Origin of the sequence: Gehongia tenuis (genome assembly GCF_014384795.1) — a bacterium.
GTDB lineage: Bacteria > Bacillota > Clostridia > Christensenellales > NSJ-53 > Gehongia > Gehongia tenuis.
In genome coordinates, this window is record NZ_JACRSR010000001.1 from 889,126 (window position 1) to 905,750 (window position 16,625).

Genomic DNA, 16,625 nt, shown 5'->3' on the forward strand with positions numbered 1-16,625 from the left:
AATGGCTGAGATCAATGTGACGGCAAAGGATTTTGAGGAAAAGGTGCTGAATTCTGAATTGCCGGTTCTGGTTGACTTCTGGGCGCCCTGGTGCGGACCCTGCCGCATGGTTGCGCCCATCCTGGAGCAGATTGCGGGCGAAATGGAGGGCAAGATCACGGTGGCCAAGGTCAACGTGGACGAGGAGCAGTCCCTGGCCCAGAACTATCGGGTGATGAGTATTCCCACCATGATCATTTTCAAGGGCGGCAAGGCCGAAGAAACGGCAATTGGCGCACGACCCAAGGCGGATATTGTGAAAATGGTGGAGAAATACCTATAAAATCCGAAAATTTTTGAAAAAAGCGGTCGGAACGATCGCTTTTTTTGTTAAAAAGATTTGCCCGTTCAGCGGCCGTTAGTATATAATGGTACTACCCAATACGAATACAAAGGAGTTGTCCGCCTTGATCGATTTGAAAGAAATCTATGCAGTGGATCCCGATGTAGCGAAGGCTATGGAGGATGAGCTGGGACGCCAGCGGGAGCATATCGAACTCATCGCTTCCGAAAATTTTGTATCCCCGGCGGTGATGGCCGCTCAGGGCAGCCATCTGACCAACAAGTATGCCGAGGGCTATCCGGGCAAGCGCTATTATGGCGGCTGCATGTACGTGGATGTGGTGGAGGATCTGGCGAGACAGCGCGCCTGCCAGCTCTTTGGCGCCGATCATGCCAACGTTCAGCCCCACAGCGGCGCCCAGGCCAATATGGGCGTTTACTTTGCCATGCTGAATCCCGGCGACACCATTCTTGGCATGAATCTTTCCCATGGCGGACATCTTACCCACGGCAGCCCGGTGAATATTTCGGGCAAATATTTTAACATTGTGCCCTACGGCGTTTCCGAGGGCTCGGAAACGATCGACTACGAAGGTCTTGAAAAGATCGCGCTTGAGCACAAGCCCAAGATGATCGTGGCCGGCGCCAGCGCCTATCCCAGGGTGATCGATTTTGCCCGATTCCGGGAAATCGCCGATAAGGTGGGCGCCTACCTGATGGTGGATATGGCGCATATCGCGGGCCTTGTGGCGGCGGGGCTGCATCCCAATCCCGTGCCCTATGCTGATTTCGTGACCACCACAACCCATAAGACCCTTCGAGGGCCCCGCGGCGGCATGATTTTGTGCAAGGCCGAATATGCTAAAGCGATCGACAAGGCCATGTTCCCGGGCACTCAGGGCGGACCTCTCATGCACGTGATCGCCGCTAAAGCCGTGTGCTTCAAGGAGGCCATGGACGATGGTTTCAAAGCCTATCAGCAGCAGATCGTGAAAAATGCCAAGGCCATGGCGGAGGAGTTTGTGAAAAAAGGACTCCGGCTGGTGTCTGGTGGTACCGACAACCATCTGATGCTGGTGGACCTCACCGCCAAGGATGTGACGGGCAAGGAGATGGAGCGCCTGCTCGATCTTGCCAACATCACTGCCAACAAGAACACCATTCCCTTCGAGACCCGCAGTCCCTTCGTGACCAGTGGTATCCGCATCGGCACGCCCGCGGTGACCAGCCGCGGCATGAAGGAGAAGGAAATGGTGAAGATTGCCGGCTACATCGTAAAAATTGCCGATGAGGGTGAAGCCGCTGTGCCGGAAGTGAAGGCCAGCGTGCTGGAGATGTTGAAGGAATTCCCGCTCTACGAGAACAGAGTGATTCCTTTCTAAAATGCAGTTTAAAAAGCCCTTCCTCACGGGGGAAGGGCTTTTTTTGAAATGGGGGAAGGGACCGTGAACCGTTATCAAAAGGCGCAAAAGGTGGCAACCTATGGGGTGCTGGGCAACCTGTTTTTGCTCATCATCAAACTTTGGGCCGGACTCGCCTTTCACAGCCAGGCTATGCTGGCTGACGGCATCAACAGTTTAGGGGATGTGTTCGCTTCTTCCATGACCTTTTTGGGCAACAAGGTGGCCAGCCGGCCCCAGGATGAGGATCATCCTTTTGGCCATGGCAAGGCGGAATACATTTTTTCTTTCCTCATTGCGATCGCCATGCTGGCCGTGGCCGCCCGAACCCTCTATAGCTCCTTCATGTCCATCATTGAAGGCAATACCATTGTTTTTTCGCCCTTTCTGGTGGTCGTCTGTGCGGCGACCATCCTCGTAAAAAGCTGTCTTTACGTCTATGCCAAGCGGGCGGCCAGTCAGGAAAACAACCTGCTCATTCTGGCCAATGCGCAGGATCATCGAAACGACGTGTTCGTGACCCTGGGCACGCTCCTTGGCATCGCGGGCAGCAGCCTTGGCTGGAACTTTCTGGACGGCGCCGTAGGCATTGCTATCTCCCTTTGGATCGCCTATACCGGTGTCGTCATCTTTATAAAAGCCTACCGGGTGCTGATGGATACGGGCCTTGGCGAAACCACCTACCGCCGGATCGCGGATATCGTCTCCGCGGTGGATGGAGTGGATCACATCGACAGCATCGAAGCGAAGCCCGTGGGTTTCCAGTATATTCTTTTTGTTAAGGTGTCGGTGGACGGCGAGATGAGTGTCAATCAAAGCCACGCCATCGCCGCCACCATCCGCTACAGCCTGAAGGAACTGGGCGATGTTTCCGACGTCATGGTGCACATCAATCCCTGTTAAAAAAACGCATACCGAGCCATACTAGCAAGTAGGATTTCCACCAAAAAATTTGTTGACAAAGAAATCCTACTTTATTACTATATATTTAAACCAAGTAAAAAACACGGATTTAAGGAGGGCAAGATTTTGAGGCTATCCACTAAGGGACGGTACGGCCTTCGCGCCGCCTTTGATCTTGCGCTGCATTACGGCGAGGGTCCGCAGCCCCTTCGGGATATTGCTGAACGGCAGGAGATCTCGGAGCCCTATTTGGAGCAGCTGATGGCCGCCCTTCGGAAGGCCGGGCTTTTGAAGAGCATTCGGGGAGCCCAGGGAGGCTACGTGCTGGCGGCGGATCCCGCTGAGATCACGGTGGGCAGCGTTATTCGTGCCCTGGAGGGGGCCACCTGCATGGTGGAATGCACCGATGAAGACGGAAGATGCGCCAAGGCGGATCACTGTCCGGCCCGTCTCGTTTGGCAGAGGATTCAGGCTAGTATCGACGGGGTGATGGATTCCATGACCCTGCAGGATATGCTCGAAGATTATAAAAATCTCAATGCAGACGCTTACATGTACTATATTTGAGGAGATGAGAGAGAAATGAAGACGATCTACTTGGATCATGCGGGCACGACGGCCATGAAGCCGGAGGTGCTTGAGGCCATGGTACCGTACTTTGTGGATCATTACGGCAACGCCTCCACCGTATATAGAATTGGACAGGATGCAAGAGCGGCGGTGGACAAAGCCCGGGATCAGGTGGCGAAAGCGCTGAACGCTGACCCGGCGGAGATCTACTTTACGGGCTGCGGCACGGAATCGGATAACTGGGCCATCCGTTCAGTAGCGCTTCGGATGAGCAAGGAGGGCAAGGGCAGGCACATCATCACGTCGAATGTGGAACACCATGCGGTGCTGCATACCTGTGAGTATCTGGAACAGCTTGGCTTTGAGGTGACCTATCTGCCCGTGGACGAGAACGGCTGGATCAGTCCGGAGCAGGTGGAGAAGGCCATTCGGGAGGATACCATTCTCATTACGATCATGTACGCCAACAACGAGATCGGCACCATTATGCCCATTCGAGAGATCGGTGAGATTGCGAAGAAACACAGTATTTTATTTCATACCGACGGTGTACAAGCCATCGGGCAGCTGCCGGTGGATGTGAAAGCGGACAACATCGATCTTCTGTCCCTGTCCGCCCACAAGTTTAACGGCCCCAAGGGCGTGGGCGCGCTGTATGCGAGAAAGGGCGTAAAGCTGGACAGTTTTCTGCTTGGCGGCGCACAGGAACGGGGCAAGCGCGCCGGAACAGAGAACGTACCCGGCATCGTGGGTTTGGGCAGGGCCATTGAACTGGCCGCGGCAAACCGGGAGGAACATGCCCGAAAGATGACCGAGATGCGGGACGCCCTCATTCACGGCATCCTGGAGACCATTCCTTACAGCAGGCTCAATGGACATGCCACCAACCGGCTGCCCAACAACGTGAACATCAGCTTTGAGTTTATTGAGGGCGAGTCCCTGCTTATCATGCTGGATATGAAAAACATTGCCGCTTCCAGCGGCTCGGCCTGTACGTCCGGCTCCCTTGATCCCTCCCACGTGCTGCTGGCCATTGGTCTGCCCCATGAGAAGGCCCATGGTTCCCTCAGAATGACGCTGGGTGATGACAACACCATGGAGGATGTAAAGTACGTGCTGGAAACGCTGCCGCCCATCGTGGAACGGCTTCGGGCCATGTCGCCGCTTTTCGAACAGATTAAAGGAGGGGAACGCCTTGTATAGCGAAAAGGTAATGGATCATTTTATGAATCCCAGGAACGTGGGGGAGCTGGAGGATGCCAACGGCGTGGCTCAGGTGGGCAACGCCAAGTGCGGCGACATCATGAAGATGTATCTTAAGGTGGAGAACGACCGCATCGTGGATGTGAAATTTAAAACCTTTGGCTGCGGTGCGGCCATCGCCACCAGCAGCATGGCGACAGAGCTTGTGAAGGGCAAAACGCTGGACGAGGCTCTTAAGATCACCAACAAGGCTGTGGCGGAAGCTTTGGACGGTTTGCCGCCGGTGAAGATGCACTGCTCGGTGCTGGCCGAGGAAGCTTTGAAGGCTGCCATTGAGGATTACAAAAGCCGCGCCAAAGGCGCATAAACGCTGATCCACTAGACAAACTAAGCGAACGGAAGTAACGCCGTTCGCTTTTATTTTGCTTAATTTGCCATTCATGAATGGCCGCTGCCAAGGCCAAAATAGAGAAGGGCAACGAAAAGGGTGATGTTTTTGAAAAGCCGCAATGAATTGGTTGGACTGCCCGTGGTCTATGAAGCCTCCGGTACGGTGGCGGGCACGGTGAAGGACGTGGTTTGTCAGCCGGGTGAACGCAAAGTTTCCGGCCTGGTGGTGGAAAAGAAGGGTTTGATGAAAAAAACAACCTATGTGCCGTGGAGCAAGGTCAACCTGATGGGCAGCAACTGTGTAATGGTGGATCCCGATGGTCTGATGAAAATGCCGAAGGATGCATGGGTGTTTGAGGGACCTTTTCAGCAGACTCCGAAGGTTTACGACACCGAAGGCAAGGAGCTGGGACATGTTACCGATATCGCCATGGACGAACAGACCGGTCACACGGTACGCCTCACCGTTTCAAGGTCCATACTGGACGATTACCGGGAGGGCAGGCCGCAGTATGAGCAGTTTGTCTTTCAGGGCGAGAGCGGAAACGTCATCGTGCCACAGATTCATCAAGAGAGGGAGTGAAGATGTGAAAAAATCATGCACAACCGGTTTTATCGCTGGCAGCATGCTGGGTATTGCCGCGGCCGCGGCCACTGCAATGCTGGTGCCTGCCGGCCCCCTTTCGGCCAAAAGGATGAAGAAATACGGCCGGAAGATCGTTCGAATGATGAAGTAATTCCATGCCCCTGCACAAGAAGAAGGCGCCGCCTTCTTCTTTGCTCGAAGGGAGGTTGCGGGCGTGAAGACAAAGATCAAATATTGGATTTTGGTGGCCTTTGCGCTGGCGGCTCTCCTTTTTTTGTTTTTTTCGGCGCCGGGCGTGACGGTTCCGCTAATCATCGGCATCATTGTCGCCTATCTCATCAATCCGCTGGTTAAATTCCTGGAAAAGCACATGAAGCGTGGCTGGGCGCTCGCCATTATTCTTGTTTTTTTAGTCATTTTACTCGCTCTTATCGTATGGCTGGTGGTGCCCGCCATCATCTCAGAGATGCAGGAGATGATCGAGAGGGTGCCGGAGTATCTGGATATTCTCAAAAACTTTGTGGCCCGGCTGCAGGAAAAAGTGGATGCCTGGGACATGAACATCAACATCATGCAAAGCCTGGAGGACACGCTGGCCAATCTTCAGGGCTCCCTGTCCGGCATGGTGGAGCACTGGACGGACGCCCTGCTGGCCGCCATGGAAAAGGTGATTTGGATTGCTCTGGTGCCCGTTCTGGCCTTCTATCTTCTCAAGGATCAGGAGTATTTCCTGGGACTGCTGAAAAAACTCATACCCATCCGATACCGCCCCTCGGTGCAGCGTATTTTGGCCAGCATCCATAAATCCCTCATGGGATATCTGAGGGGCCAGCTGATTGTGTGCATCATTGTGGGCGTGACCACCTCCATCGGACTTGCCGTTTTTGGCATCAAGTATGGCTTGGTTCTCGGTCTTGCCATGGGCGTATTCAATATTATTCCTTACTTCGGCCCTTTCCTTGGCGGCGCCTTTATTACACTGGCCGCCGCGACGCAGGGGCTCACCAAAATGATCATCGCTTTGGCGGTGGCCGTGGGCATCCAGCAGCTGGAGTCCACCTTCATCACGCCGAAGATTGTGGGGAACACGGTGGGCATCCATCCGCTGTTCGTGATTCTCATTGTGCTTCTTGGAGGCCAGTTCATGGGCGTTGCGGGCATGCTTCTCGCGGTACCTATCGTGCTGATGGCGCGGGAAACGGTGACCACCATTTACAAAGAACGACTGATTGCCCGATTTGATGAGGAAAAAGTTTGAAAAATCATGGGGGATAAGCTATAATAGGTCCATAGGTCCTAAAGGTCCTTGGAAGGAGGCTAACTATGGACAGGCTGGAAGAAACCATGCACTTTCACATGGAATCGGACAACGCAAAACAGGTGCGGGAAATCATGGATACGGTTTACAATGCTCTCATTGAGAAGGGATACGAGCCCATCAATCAGATCGTGGGCTATATCATGTCCGGTGATCCCACCTACATCACCAGCTACAACCACGCCAGGACGCTGATCCGTCGTTTGGAACGGGACGAAATCCTGGAGGAAATGGTTCGCTACTATCTCAATGGTAATTCAAAAAAATAGCGGGATGCCGGGGACGGTTCTGGGCAGGACGGGAATTGAGGTTTCAAGGCTTTGCTTTGGAACACTGACCATTTCCCCTCTGCAGCAGAACATGACGCCCGATGCGTGCATCCCTTTGTTTGAGTGTGCCCTGGAACAGGGCATCTATTTTTTTGATACGGCTGAGCTTTATGAAACTTATGCCCATCTTCGGCAGGTTTTGCGGATGAAGGAGGACGCGGTGATCGCCACCAAATCCTATGCCTACGACCGAAAGAGTGCCGAAGCCAGCGTGGAAAAGGCATTGAGGGAACTGGGCCGGGACTATATTGATCTATTTTTGCTCCACGAGCAGGAAAGCGTACACACCATCCGGGGTCACTACGAGGCGGTGGAGCGGCTTTTGGAGTATAAGCAAAAGGGCGTGATCCGTGCGGTAGGCCTGTCCACCCACCATGTGGCCGCCGTTAAGGGGGCGCTCCTTTATCCCGAGCTTGAAATTGTCCACCCCATCTTCAACCGCTGGGGTCTTGGCGTGGCCGATGGGGACGGAAAAGCTATGGAGGCTGTGGTGGCTTCCGCCTATCTTGAGGGGAAGGGCATCTTTGCCATGAAGCCTCTTGGCGGCGGGCACCACCTGCAGGAGAGCCGGGAAGCATTCGATTATGTTCTGCAAAGCCCCTATGTGCATGCGGTGGCGACGGGCATGCAGAGTGTGGAGGAGATTTTGGTCAATTCCGCCATCTTTTCCGGACGGGAGCCGGACCCGGCGCTGGTCCGGAAACTCTCCGGGCATCGGCGCAGGCTGATGATCCACGACTGGTGCGAAGGATGCGGAAAATGTGTTGCCCGGTGTCAGCAGGGCGCCCTTCGGATTGAGCAGGGTAAGGCCGCCGTGGATGGGGCAAGGTGCGTTTTATGCGGCTACTGCGCGTCGGTTTGCCCCCAATTTTGTATCAAGGTGATTTAGGAAGGTGAATATTTGCGTATCCTAGCATTGGATGTAGGCACAAGAAGAATCGGTGTTGCCATTTCGGATGATACGGGACTGATTGCCCAAGGGGTGGAATCCTACACCCGTCGTTCGGAGGCGGACGATCTCGCCCATTTTGAAGGGCTGCTTGCGGATTTAAAACCTCAGCGCATTGTGATAGGGCTGCCGAAAAATATGAATGGAACTGAAGGTCCGTCCGCGGAAATGGCCCGGGAGTTCGGCGAAAAACTTCAGACCATCTGCGATATTCCCATGGAATATTGGGACGAGCGGCTGACCACAGTGATGGCCGAAAAGATTTTGATTGGGAATGACACGTCCCGGAAGAAACGCAAAAAAGTGGTGGACAAGCTGGCCGCCGTTTTGATCCTCGAAAACTATCTGGACGCCCTGCGCGTTCGAAAGGAGCTGTGAGATGGAAGAGAATATCGTGGAATTGTTGGACGAAAACGGCGAGACCGTTCGGTTTGAGCATTTGATGACCTTTGAATACGGAAGCGGCGCTTACATGGCCCTGTATCCTCTTGACCCCATGGAGGACGTGGGCGAGGATGAAGTGGTGATTTTTGAGATTCAGCTGGATGAAAATGGAGACGATATCTACGTGGGCGTGGAGGACAAGGAAGAGCTGCAAAAGATCTATGAGGAGTTTCTCCGGCTCTATGATGATGAGGGCGATTCGGACGAATAAGCTTGCCTTCCCGGCGGGCCTATGGTATAGTATATGGCGATAACGCACTTTCGCGGATCCCAAGCTTGTGCCGGCACACTGGCCTGCCGGTGGCCTTGGGAGTGGAAGCGGAAGGTGGAAAAAACAAGGAGGTGGAAGTATGCCTGTTATTTCGATGAAACAGCTTTTGGAAGCGGGCGTGCACTTTGGACATCAAACCCGTCGTTGGAATCCGAAAATGAGCCAGTACATTTTTACGGAACGCAACGGCATCTACATCATTGACCTTCAGAAAACCGTTCGGAAGATTGATGATGCCTATTACTTCGTTCGGGACCTTGCCATGGAGGGCAAGAGCATCCTGTTCGTGGGCACCAAGAAACAGGCCCAGGAATCCATTGAGGCCGAGGCCAAGCGTTGCGGCATGTTCTATGTCAATCATCGCTGGCTGGGCGGAATGCTGACCAACTATAAGACCATTCGCACCCGTGTGGCCCGCATGAACGAGATCGAGCGCATGGAAGAGGAAGGCGTGTTCGAGCAGCTGCCCAAGAAGGAAGTTATCAAGCTGCGTTTGGAGCATGAAAAGCTTGAAAGGAACCTCGGCGGCATTCGCGAGATGAAATCTCTGCCCGGCGCCCTTTTTGTGGTGGATCCCAAAAAGGAGCATATCGCCGTGGCGGAAGCGCGCATTCTCGGTATTCCGATCGTCGCCATTGTGGACACCAACTGTGACCCCGATGAGGTGGATTACGTGATCCCCGGCAACGATGATGCTATCCGTGCTGTGAAACTCATTTCCGGCAAGATGGCTGACGCCGTTCTCGAGGGACATCAGGGCGAGCAGATGGAGGACGCCCCTGCGGCGCCCGCACCCGAGGCCCAGGCCGAAGCGGTGGAAGCCGCTCCCGCAGCTGAGGCAGTCGTGCCTGCCGAGGCTTAAGATTGAAGCTGGAGGGGAAGAGGATATCTTCCCCTTTTTTACGGTTACTTTGAAAAGGAGGAAAATGTTATGATTACTGCAAGCCAAGTCAAGGAGCTGAGAGAGCGCACCGGCGTGGGTATGATGGATTGCAAGAAGGCCCTTACGGAGACGGACGGCGATATGGAAAAGGCTGTTGAGCTTCTTCGTGAGAAGGGTCTTGCCGCGGCTGCCAAGAAGGCCGGCCGCATTGCCGCCGAGGGTATCGTGGAATCCTATATCCACATGGGCGGCCGAATTGGCGTTTTGGTGGAAGTGAACTGCGAGACCGACTTCGTGGCCAAGACCGACGATTTCAAGAGCTTCGTGCGGGATATCGCCATGCAGATCGCCGCTTCCAACCCCCAGTATGTGTCCAAGGAAGAGGTTCCCCAGGATGTTATCGAGAAGGAGAAGGAGATTCTCCGTATCCAGGCTTTGAACGAGGGCAAGCCCGAGAAGATCGTGGACAAGATGGTGGAAGGCCGCATCCAGAAGTATTATAAGGATGTATGCCTCCTCGAACAGCCCTTTGTGAAGGATCCCGATATGACCGTTTCTCAGCTGGTTAACGAGAAGGTCGCCAAAATCGGCGAAAAGATCGCGGTGCGCCGTTTCGTCCGCTATGAGATGGGTGAAGGCCTGCAGAAGCGCGAGGACAACTTTGCTGAGGAAGTTATGTCCCAGATGAATGGCTAATGAATCGAAACAGCCCCATAAACCGCAAATTCGCGGGGAATGGGGCTTTTTCATAATCAGGAGGTGCTTTGGATGAGTAAGCCGATATACAACAGGGTGATTTTGAAGATCAGCGGCGAAGCGCTGGCCGGGGACAAACATTTCGGATTCGACAACGATGTCATAGGCGAGGTGACCGACGCCATCATCGACACGGTTAAGCTGGGTGTCCAGGTGGGTATCCTGGTGGGCGGCGGCAACTTCTGGCGGGGCCGGGACGGCAAGGAGATGGACCGCACCACGGCGGACTACATGGGGATGCTTTCCACGGTGCTGAACGCCCTGGCGCTGCAGGACGCTTTGGAGCATAAGGGCATGGAAACCCGGGTGCAGACCGCCATTGAGATGCGGCAGATCGCCGAACCCTACATCCGCCGCCGGGCGGTGCGCCACCTGGAGAAGGGACGCATCGTGATCTTTGCCTGCGGCAGCGGCAACCCCTATTTTTCCACCGACACGGCGGCGGCGCTTCGGGCGGCGGAAATTGAAGCGGATGCCATTTTACTGGCAAAGAATGTGGACGGCGTCTACAATGCCGATCCAAATCAGGTTTCCGATGCCAAGCGCTTTGATGAGATCGGTTATCTGGATTTCATCAACCGGGGTCTGTCCGCCATGGACACCACGGCGGTCACCCTTTGCATGGACAATCATATTCCCATCAGTGTGTTTTCGCTGGCCGAGCCCGGGAATATTGTCAAAGCCGTGATGGGCGAAGCGACGGGCACCTTAATTCGTTAAAGGCACTTGTACAATTGGTGAAAATCTTATAAAATGGTACTCAGTAAAGGAGGGATCTCTGTGCCGGATGCATTGATTCAAGCAGCAACAAAGAAAATGGAAAAGACAGTTGAACTTTATAAACAGGATTTGGCCAGCCTGCGGGCCAGCCGGGCCAACCCTCAGGTGTTGGACCGCATCATGGTGGACTATTACGGCGTTCCCACGCCCATCAATCAGGTGGGCAATGTGGCAGTCCCGGAGCCCCGGCTTTTGACCATTACCCTTTGGGACACCAGTATGCTGAAGGAAGTGGAAAAAGCACTTCTTGCTTCCGACCTTGGCTTGACCCCCTCCAACGATGGCAAGATGATCCGCCTCGTCTTCCCCGAACTGACGGAGGAGCGCCGCAAGGAGCTGGTCAAGGTGCTCTATAAGAAGAACGAGGAGGCCAAGGTGGCCGTGCGGGCGGTGCGGAGGGATACCATCGATCAGTTCCGGCGCCAGAAGAAGAACGGCGAAATGACGGAAGACGATTATAAGGACCTGGAGGATGAGATTCAAAAGCTCACCGATGCCAAGGTCAAGATGCTGGAAGGCATCACGGCTGAAAAAGAAAAGGAAATCATGGAAATCTAAACGAATACAAGATTCCCAGGACGGATGTCCTGGGAATCCTCATTAAACGGACGGAGGATCGAGATGGACGGGAAAGCCAAATGGTTTCGTTCCAAAGCGCCTGAGGAATGGGCAAATTTGGATCCAAAGCGCATACCCCGCCACGTGGCCGTCATCATGGACGGCAATGGACGCTGGGCCACGAAGCGGGGGCTCCCCCGAAGCATGGGCCACAGGGCGGCTATGACGGCCCTCAAGAACACCATCCGCATGTCATCGGATCTGGGGATGGAGGCGCTCACCCTTTACGCGTTTTCCACGGAAAATAAGAAGCGTCCGGCCCAGGAGGTTGGTTTTTTGATGAACCTTCTGGTGGAATTCATGGCCAGGGAAATCGACGAACTGGACGAAAACGGCGTTCGCATCCGCATCATCGGCCACTACGATGAGCTGCCTGAAAAGGTGGTCGCCTGCGTGGGCGAGGCCATGGAACGGACGAAGGACAATGACGGGCTCAAACTGAGCATTGCCCTCAATTATGGGAGCCGGCTTGAGATTGCGGACGGCCTCAAGCGCTTCGGCAAGGAGCTTTTGGCGGGTGAAATTTGTCTGGAGGATGTGAACGAGGGGACCTTGGGCCGCTATCTCGATACCGCTGGGCTGCCCGATCCGGATCTCGTGATCCGAACCAGCGGCGAGCTTAGAATCAGCAACTTTTTGCTGTATCAAATTTCCTATGCCGAACTATACTTTACCGATACCCTGTTCCCCGATTTCGGGGAAGCGGATTATCTTGAAGCGCTTCAGGATTATCAAAAAAGAAACCGCCGTTTTGGTGGGGTAACGGAAGGGTAGGGCTATGGGAAAGAGAATCGTAACCGGCGTATTGTGGGCCATCTATCTGGTGGCGGTGATCATCTTTGGCGGCTGGCCCTATTGGATCACGGTGGGGGGCCTCATGCTGATTGGCACCCATGAGATTCAAAGCGTCTTTAAGAGCGCCAACTACCGGATCGTGGAATGGCCTGGTTTCGTGATCAGTGCCCTGCTGGTGCCCGCCATGCTCTGGAAGGGTGCCATGGGTATGCTCATCGTTTTCTGTCTTGGCTTTGTAGTGGCCTTGGCGTGGCAGGTCTTTCACATGGAGGACACGATGGGGGATCTGACGGGCACCGCCTTTGGTCTGTTTTATCCCGCCATGCCCCTTGGATTTTTGGCGCTGTTGATGCGCTTCGAACCGGAGCCCATGGGCAAGATCATGGTGATTTTGGTGCTTGCCTGCACGTTCATTGGCGATACCTTCGCCTATTTCGCCGGCAGAGCCTTCGGCAGGCACAAGCTCTGTCCCAAGGTGAGCCCCAAAAAGACGGTGGAAGGTTTCATCGGCGGATTTGCGGGCAGCATTCTGGCGGGCATCGCTACGGCCCTGGTGGTGGAGCATCTTTTCCATGTGCCGGTGTCCATGCTGTATTTTGTGCTGACCGGCATTTTATGCGGCATTGCGGGGCCACTGGGGGATCTCAGCGCCAGCGTGATCAAGCGCAAGCTGGGCGTGAAGGATTTTGGAAACTTCCTGCCGGGCCACGGCGGAATCATAGACCGTTTTGACGGCGTTCTTTTCACGGCGCCCATGACCTGGATGCTGTGGACACTATTTTTAGGAGCATAGAGCATGAAGCGTATTGCCATATTGGGTTCCACGGGCTCCATTGGTACGCAGGCGCTGGACGTGGTGCGGGAGCACCGGGACGAATTGGAAGTCATTGCGCTGACGGCCCATGGGAACTGGGAGCTTCTTAATAGACAGATCGAAGAATTCAGGCCCGCGTTTGTGGGCTTGGTGGAGGAGGCGGCAGCGCGTGAGCTGGCGCCTTTGCTGCCCCCAAGTGTTTGTCTTGCATCGGGGGCGGACTGCAATCGTGAGGCGGCGACCCTTCCTGAAGTGGATATGGTGCTGGTGAGCGTGGTGGGCATGTGCGGGCTTCTGCCCACTTTGGCGGCCATTCGTGCAGGTAAGAAGATCGCCCTTGCCAACAAGGAGACGCTGGTGGCCGGCGGAGATTTGGTGATGCGGGCCGTAAGGGAAACGAACGGGGTATTGCTGCCGGTGGACAGTGAGCACTCGGCAATCCATCAAAGCCTGATGGGAACCAGGCCCGGCGATCTTCTCCGCATTCTTCTCACCGCTTCCGGCGGGCCCTTCCGGACATGGAGCCGTGAACGCATTGAAAAAGCCACGGTGAAGGATGCCCTCAACCATCCCACCTGGAACATGGGCGCCAAGGTTACGGTGGATTCAGCGAGCCTGATGAACAAGGGGCTGGAGGTCATCGAAGCCGCCCATCTTTTTCAGGTATCGGGGAGGGAGATCAAGGTGGTGGTCCACCCCCAAAGCATCGTCCATTCCATGGTGGAGCTGAAGGACGGTGCCGTGATCGCCCAGTTAGGGGTGCCGGATATGCGGCTTCCCATCCAGCTGGCGCTGATGGAGGATGAGCGAAGGAATCTGTCCGGCCCGAGGCTGGATTTTGCATCCATTGGCCAGCTGACCTTTGAGGATGCGGACATGAACCGGTTCCCGGCGCTGCGCCTCGCCTATGAGGCCCTGGAAAGCGGGGGATTGATGCCGGTGGCGTTCAATGCGGCGGGCGAAGTGGCGGTGGCCGCCTTTTTGAAGGAGAGGATTCCCTTCGGCCGCATGGCGGAACTGGTGGAGCGGGCTATGGCGGATACGGTTCATGCGCCGGCGCCCGATCTTGACACCATCCTGGGCTTTGACCTCGAGGTGCGCCGCAAAGTTGCGCTTTGGATGGATGTGGAGTAAGATTCGTACATAGACTAGGAAGAACGCATTTGGATATGAGGTGATTGTTTGGGTTTCTGGTCCATACTTATAGCCATTTTGATACTGGGGATCATCGTATTCTTTCATGAACTGGGGCATTTCAGCGTTGCACGGCTTTTCAAGTTCAAAGTGATTGAGTTTGCGGTGGGCATGGGGCCTAAACTCGTCTCCAAAACCAGCCGGAAGAATGGCATCATGTACAGTCTGCGCGCCCTGCCCTTTGGCGGATACTGCAAGTTCTACGGCGAAGATGAGGATTTGGACGACCCCGATGCCATGAACAAAAAGCCGGTTTGGCAAAGATTCCTGGTGGTGGCCGCCGGACCTTTGATGAACATCGTCATTGCCATTCTGGTCGGCATCATTCTGTTTTCGGTCATCGGCATCTATGTGGTCACCCCGGAGATTGCGGAAGTCGCTGCGGGCACGCCGGCAGCGGCAGCGGGCATTCAGGCGGGCGATGTCATTGTGGCCGTCAACGGTGAGGAAGCCGATTCGGCGGAGGCCATCAGCGAGAAGATCGCGGCGGGCGGCGAATCCTTTGAGCTTACGGTGGAAAGGGATGGACAGCGGCAAAATATTCAGGTTTCCACCTATTTTGATGAGGAGCTGCAAAAAAGCCGGGTGGGCATCACTTTCGGCCAGGAAAAGGAGCGCTATGGCATTTTCAGCTCCATTGGCGAATCGGTGAAGCTCAACTTTGATATTCTGGGTCAGATGCTGGGCTATCTGGGCAATCTGTTCTTCAAGGGGGAAGGGGTGAACGATATCATGGGTCCGGTGGGTACCATCGGCGTGATGAGCGAGATGGCCTCCCAGGGCTTTGTGTACCTGCTTCAGATGGTGATGCTGATCAGCCTCAACCTTGGGCTGATCAATCTGCTGCCCCTGCCGGCTCTCGACGGCGGCCGGCTGGTGTTTCTCATCATCGAGGGCATTCGCCGAAAGCCCATCGATCCGAACAAGGAGGGTCTGGTCCATATGATCGGCCTGGTGGTGCTCTTTGGCATCATGCTGCTTTTCACCTATAAGGATATCGTGCGGCTCATAGGAGGTTCGTAATGATCGAAAGAAGAACAACCCGGCAGGTCATGGCGGGATGTGTGCCCATCGGCGGCGATGCGCCCGTCACCGTGCAGTCCATGACCAACACCGATACGCGGGATGTCGAGGCTACCCTCCGCCAGATTCGGGCACTGGAGGATGCGGGCTGTGAGATTATACGTCTTGCAGTGCTGGACGGTGAATGCGCGGAAGCGCTGAAGAAAATTGTTCCCGGTGCGAAGGTGCCTCTGGTTGCCGATATCCATTTCGATTACCGGCTTGCCCTTGCGGTCATGGAAGCGGGAATTGCGAAAGTAAGGATCAATCCCGGCAACATTGGCAGCGAAGCGCGGGTTCGGGAAGTGGTGAGCTCTGCCAAGGATCACGGGGTTCCCATCCGCATCGGGGTAAACGGCGGCTCTTTGCCAAAGGATATCCTGGCTCGGTACGGCGGCCCCACGCCGGAAGCTCTCTATGAGGCCACCATGGGCCACGTGAAGCTTTTGGAGAAATTTAACTTTCAAAATATTGTCCTGTCCCTCAAGGCTTCCTCGGCGGAGCTGACGGTGCGAAGCACTGAGCGCATCTCCCGGGCCTGTGATTATCCCCTTCATATCGGGGTGACGGAGGCGGGGACAAGCTTTTCCTCCACGGTGAAATCCAGCGTCGGTATCGGCGCCCTGTTGCTTCAGGGCATTGGGGACACCATCCGCGTATCCATCACCGGGGATCCGGTGGAGGAAGTGAAGGTGGGCAAGGCCATCTTGAAGAGCCTTGGCTACGGAAAAGCGGGTCTTGAAATGATCAGCTGCCCCACCTGCGGACGGTGCCAGTACAACGTGGAGAAAGTGGTTCGTGAGGTGGAGCGCCGACTTGATCCCAAGCTGCCCCTCAAGGTGGCGGTGATGGGCTGCGTGGTCAACGGGCCGGGAGAAGCCCGGGAAGCGGATCTTGGCATTGCGGGCGGCAAAGGATCCGGCATTCTTTTCATGAAGGGTGAGAAGGTAAAAACCGTGCCCGAATCCCGCTACGTGGAGGAACTGGTGAAAGCCGCTGAAAATCTGGCGGCGGCAAAACGCTCCTGAAAGGAAGATGA

22 protein-coding genes are annotated in these 16,625 nt (G+C 55.2%); all 22 read left to right on the forward strand.

Annotated features, from left to right (window positions below):
- Position 1 precedes the first annotated feature (1 nt).
- The 22 genes from trxA to ispG all read left to right on the forward strand — a co-directional run bounded on the left by trxA (position 2) and on the right by ispG (position 16,614).
- Entirely contained in the window at positions 2–322 is a 321-nt protein-coding gene (gene trxA / locus H8696_RS04410; protein WP_249315150.1) for a thioredoxin, read from the forward strand.
- Positions 323–497: 175 nt separating this feature from the next.
- Positions 498–1,703, forward strand: coding sequence for a serine hydroxymethyltransferase (locus H8696_RS04415; protein WP_249315977.1), 1,206 nt, complete (start codon positions 498–500; stop codon positions 1,701–1,703).
- A 63-nt stretch (positions 1,704–1,766) separates the two neighbouring features.
- The gene (locus H8696_RS04420) at positions 1,767–2,624 is read left to right on the forward strand and encodes a cation diffusion facilitator family transporter (RefSeq protein ID WP_249315151.1); all 858 of its coding nucleotides are present in this window, start codon (positions 1,767–1,769) and stop codon (positions 2,622–2,624) included.
- A 123-nt stretch (positions 2,625–2,747) separates the two neighbouring features.
- A complete protein-coding gene (locus H8696_RS04425; protein ID WP_407926367.1) occupies positions 2,748–3,191 on the forward strand; it encodes an RrF2 family transcriptional regulator in 444 nt (147 codons plus the stop codon).
- A 15-nt stretch (positions 3,192–3,206) separates the two neighbouring features.
- A complete protein-coding gene (gene nifS / locus H8696_RS04430; protein WP_249315153.1) occupies positions 3,207–4,397 on the forward strand; it encodes a cysteine desulfurase NifS in 1,191 nt (396 codons plus the stop codon).
- On the forward strand, positions 4,390–4,764 hold the full coding sequence (nifU, locus tag H8696_RS04435) for a Fe-S cluster assembly scaffold protein NifU (protein WP_330605326.1): 375 nt from the start codon (positions 4,390–4,392) through the stop codon (positions 4,762–4,764). The genes nifS and nifU overlap by 8 nt, the downstream gene beginning before the upstream one ends.
- 129 nt (positions 4,765–4,893) lie before the next feature.
- Entirely contained in the window at positions 4,894–5,370 is a 477-nt protein-coding gene (locus H8696_RS04440) for a PRC-barrel domain-containing protein (RefSeq protein WP_249315154.1), read from the forward strand.
- Positions 5,371–5,374: 4 nt separating this feature from the next.
- Positions 5,375–5,524 (forward strand): hypothetical protein, encoded by a 150-nt coding sequence (locus tag H8696_RS04445; RefSeq protein ID WP_249315155.1) that lies wholly within the window; start codon positions 5,375–5,377, stop codon positions 5,522–5,524.
- 63 nt (positions 5,525–5,587) lie between these two features.
- Positions 5,588–6,631 (forward strand): AI-2E family transporter, encoded by a 1,044-nt coding sequence (locus H8696_RS04450; RefSeq protein WP_249315156.1) that lies wholly within the window; start codon positions 5,588–5,590, stop codon positions 6,629–6,631.
- A gap of 65 nt (positions 6,632–6,696) precedes the next feature.
- Complete coding sequence (locus H8696_RS04455) at positions 6,697–6,960, forward strand: IreB family regulatory phosphoprotein (RefSeq protein ID WP_249315157.1); 264 nt, start codon at positions 6,697–6,699, stop codon at positions 6,958–6,960.
- Between the two features lie 4 nt (positions 6,961–6,964).
- Positions 6,965–7,909, forward strand: a complete 945-nt coding sequence (locus tag H8696_RS04460; RefSeq protein WP_249315158.1) for an aldo/keto reductase — start codon at positions 6,965–6,967, stop codon at positions 7,907–7,909.
- A gap of 12 nt (positions 7,910–7,921) precedes the next feature.
- On the forward strand, positions 7,922–8,347 hold the full coding sequence (gene ruvX, locus H8696_RS04465; protein ID WP_249315159.1) for a Holliday junction resolvase RuvX: 426 nt from the start codon (positions 7,922–7,924) through the stop codon (positions 8,345–8,347).
- Position 8,348: 1 nt separating this feature from the next.
- Positions 8,349–8,624, forward strand: a complete 276-nt coding sequence (locus H8696_RS04470) for a DUF1292 domain-containing protein (RefSeq protein ID WP_249315160.1) — start codon at positions 8,349–8,351, stop codon at positions 8,622–8,624.
- Positions 8,625–8,763: 139 nt separating this feature from the next.
- Entirely contained in the window at positions 8,764–9,546 is a 783-nt protein-coding gene (gene rpsB, locus H8696_RS04475; protein ID WP_249315161.1) for a 30S ribosomal protein S2, read from the forward strand.
- 69 nt (positions 9,547–9,615) lie between these two features.
- Positions 9,616–10,263: a translation elongation factor Ts gene (gene tsf, locus H8696_RS04480; protein ID WP_249315162.1), complete on the forward strand. Its 648-nt coding sequence runs from the start codon at positions 9,616–9,618 to the stop codon at positions 10,261–10,263.
- A gap of 72 nt (positions 10,264–10,335) precedes the next feature.
- On the forward strand, positions 10,336–11,043 hold the full coding sequence (gene pyrH / locus H8696_RS04485; protein WP_249315163.1) for a UMP kinase: 708 nt from the start codon (positions 10,336–10,338) through the stop codon (positions 11,041–11,043).
- Positions 11,044–11,103: 60 nt separating this feature from the next.
- Positions 11,104–11,661: a ribosome recycling factor gene (gene frr, locus H8696_RS04490; protein WP_330605328.1), complete on the forward strand. Its 558-nt coding sequence runs from the start codon at positions 11,104–11,106 to the stop codon at positions 11,659–11,661.
- A gap of 24 nt (positions 11,662–11,685) precedes the next feature.
- Complete coding sequence (locus H8696_RS04495) at positions 11,686–12,495, forward strand: isoprenyl transferase (protein WP_283244854.1); 810 nt, start codon at positions 11,686–11,688, stop codon at positions 12,493–12,495.
- A gap of 4 nt (positions 12,496–12,499) precedes the next feature.
- On the forward strand, positions 12,500–13,309 hold the full coding sequence (locus tag H8696_RS04500; protein WP_249315165.1) for a phosphatidate cytidylyltransferase: 810 nt from the start codon (positions 12,500–12,502) through the stop codon (positions 13,307–13,309).
- 3 nt (positions 13,310–13,312) lie between these two features.
- The gene (dxr, locus tag H8696_RS04505; protein ID WP_249315166.1) at positions 13,313–14,464 is read left to right on the forward strand and encodes a 1-deoxy-D-xylulose-5-phosphate reductoisomerase; all 1,152 of its coding nucleotides are present in this window, start codon (positions 13,313–13,315) and stop codon (positions 14,462–14,464) included.
- 48 nt (positions 14,465–14,512) lie between these two features.
- Positions 14,513–15,547, forward strand: coding sequence for an RIP metalloprotease RseP (gene rseP, locus H8696_RS04510; RefSeq protein WP_249315167.1), 1,035 nt, complete (start codon positions 14,513–14,515; stop codon positions 15,545–15,547).
- 2 nt (positions 15,548–15,549) lie between these two features.
- The gene (ispG, locus tag H8696_RS04515) at positions 15,550–16,614 is read left to right on the forward strand and encodes a flavodoxin-dependent (E)-4-hydroxy-3-methylbut-2-enyl-diphosphate synthase (protein ID WP_407926368.1); all 1,065 of its coding nucleotides are present in this window, start codon (positions 15,550–15,552) and stop codon (positions 16,612–16,614) included.
- The last annotated feature ends 11 nt before the right edge of the window (positions 16,615–16,625 follow it).

What these genes read in the sequence shown, in the direction of transcription:
- trxA (WP_249315150.1), top strand. Translation starts at nt 2, where the DNA reads ATGGCTGAGATCAATGTGACGGCAAAGGATTTTGAGGAAAAGGTGCTG.
- H8696_RS04415 (WP_249315977.1), top strand. Translation starts at nt 498, where the DNA reads ATGGAGGATGAGCTGGGACGCCAGCGGGAGCATATCGAACTCATCGCT.
- nifS (WP_249315153.1), top strand. Translation starts at nt 3,207, where the DNA reads ATGAAGACGATCTACTTGGATCATGCGGGCACGACGGCCATGAAGCCG.
- H8696_RS04455 (WP_249315157.1), top strand. Translation starts at nt 6,697, where the DNA reads ATGGACAGGCTGGAAGAAACCATGCACTTTCACATGGAATCGGACAAC.
- H8696_RS04460 (WP_249315158.1), top strand. Translation starts at nt 6,965, where the DNA reads ATGCCGGGGACGGTTCTGGGCAGGACGGGAATTGAGGTTTCAAGGCTT.
- H8696_RS04470 (WP_249315160.1), top strand. Translation starts at nt 8,349, where the DNA reads ATGGAAGAGAATATCGTGGAATTGTTGGACGAAAACGGCGAGACCGTT.
- rpsB (WP_249315161.1), top strand. Translation starts at nt 8,764, where the DNA reads ATGCCTGTTATTTCGATGAAACAGCTTTTGGAAGCGGGCGTGCACTTT.
- tsf (WP_249315162.1), top strand. Translation starts at nt 9,616, where the DNA reads ATGATTACTGCAAGCCAAGTCAAGGAGCTGAGAGAGCGCACCGGCGTG.
- pyrH (WP_249315163.1), top strand. Translation starts at nt 10,336, where the DNA reads ATGAGTAAGCCGATATACAACAGGGTGATTTTGAAGATCAGCGGCGAA.
- H8696_RS04495 (WP_283244854.1), top strand. Translation starts at nt 11,686, where the DNA reads ATGTCCTGGGAATCCTCATTAAACGGACGGAGGATCGAGATGGACGGG.
- H8696_RS04500 (WP_249315165.1), top strand. Translation starts at nt 12,500, where the DNA reads ATGGGAAAGAGAATCGTAACCGGCGTATTGTGGGCCATCTATCTGGTG.
- dxr (WP_249315166.1), top strand. Translation starts at nt 13,313, where the DNA reads ATGAAGCGTATTGCCATATTGGGTTCCACGGGCTCCATTGGTACGCAG.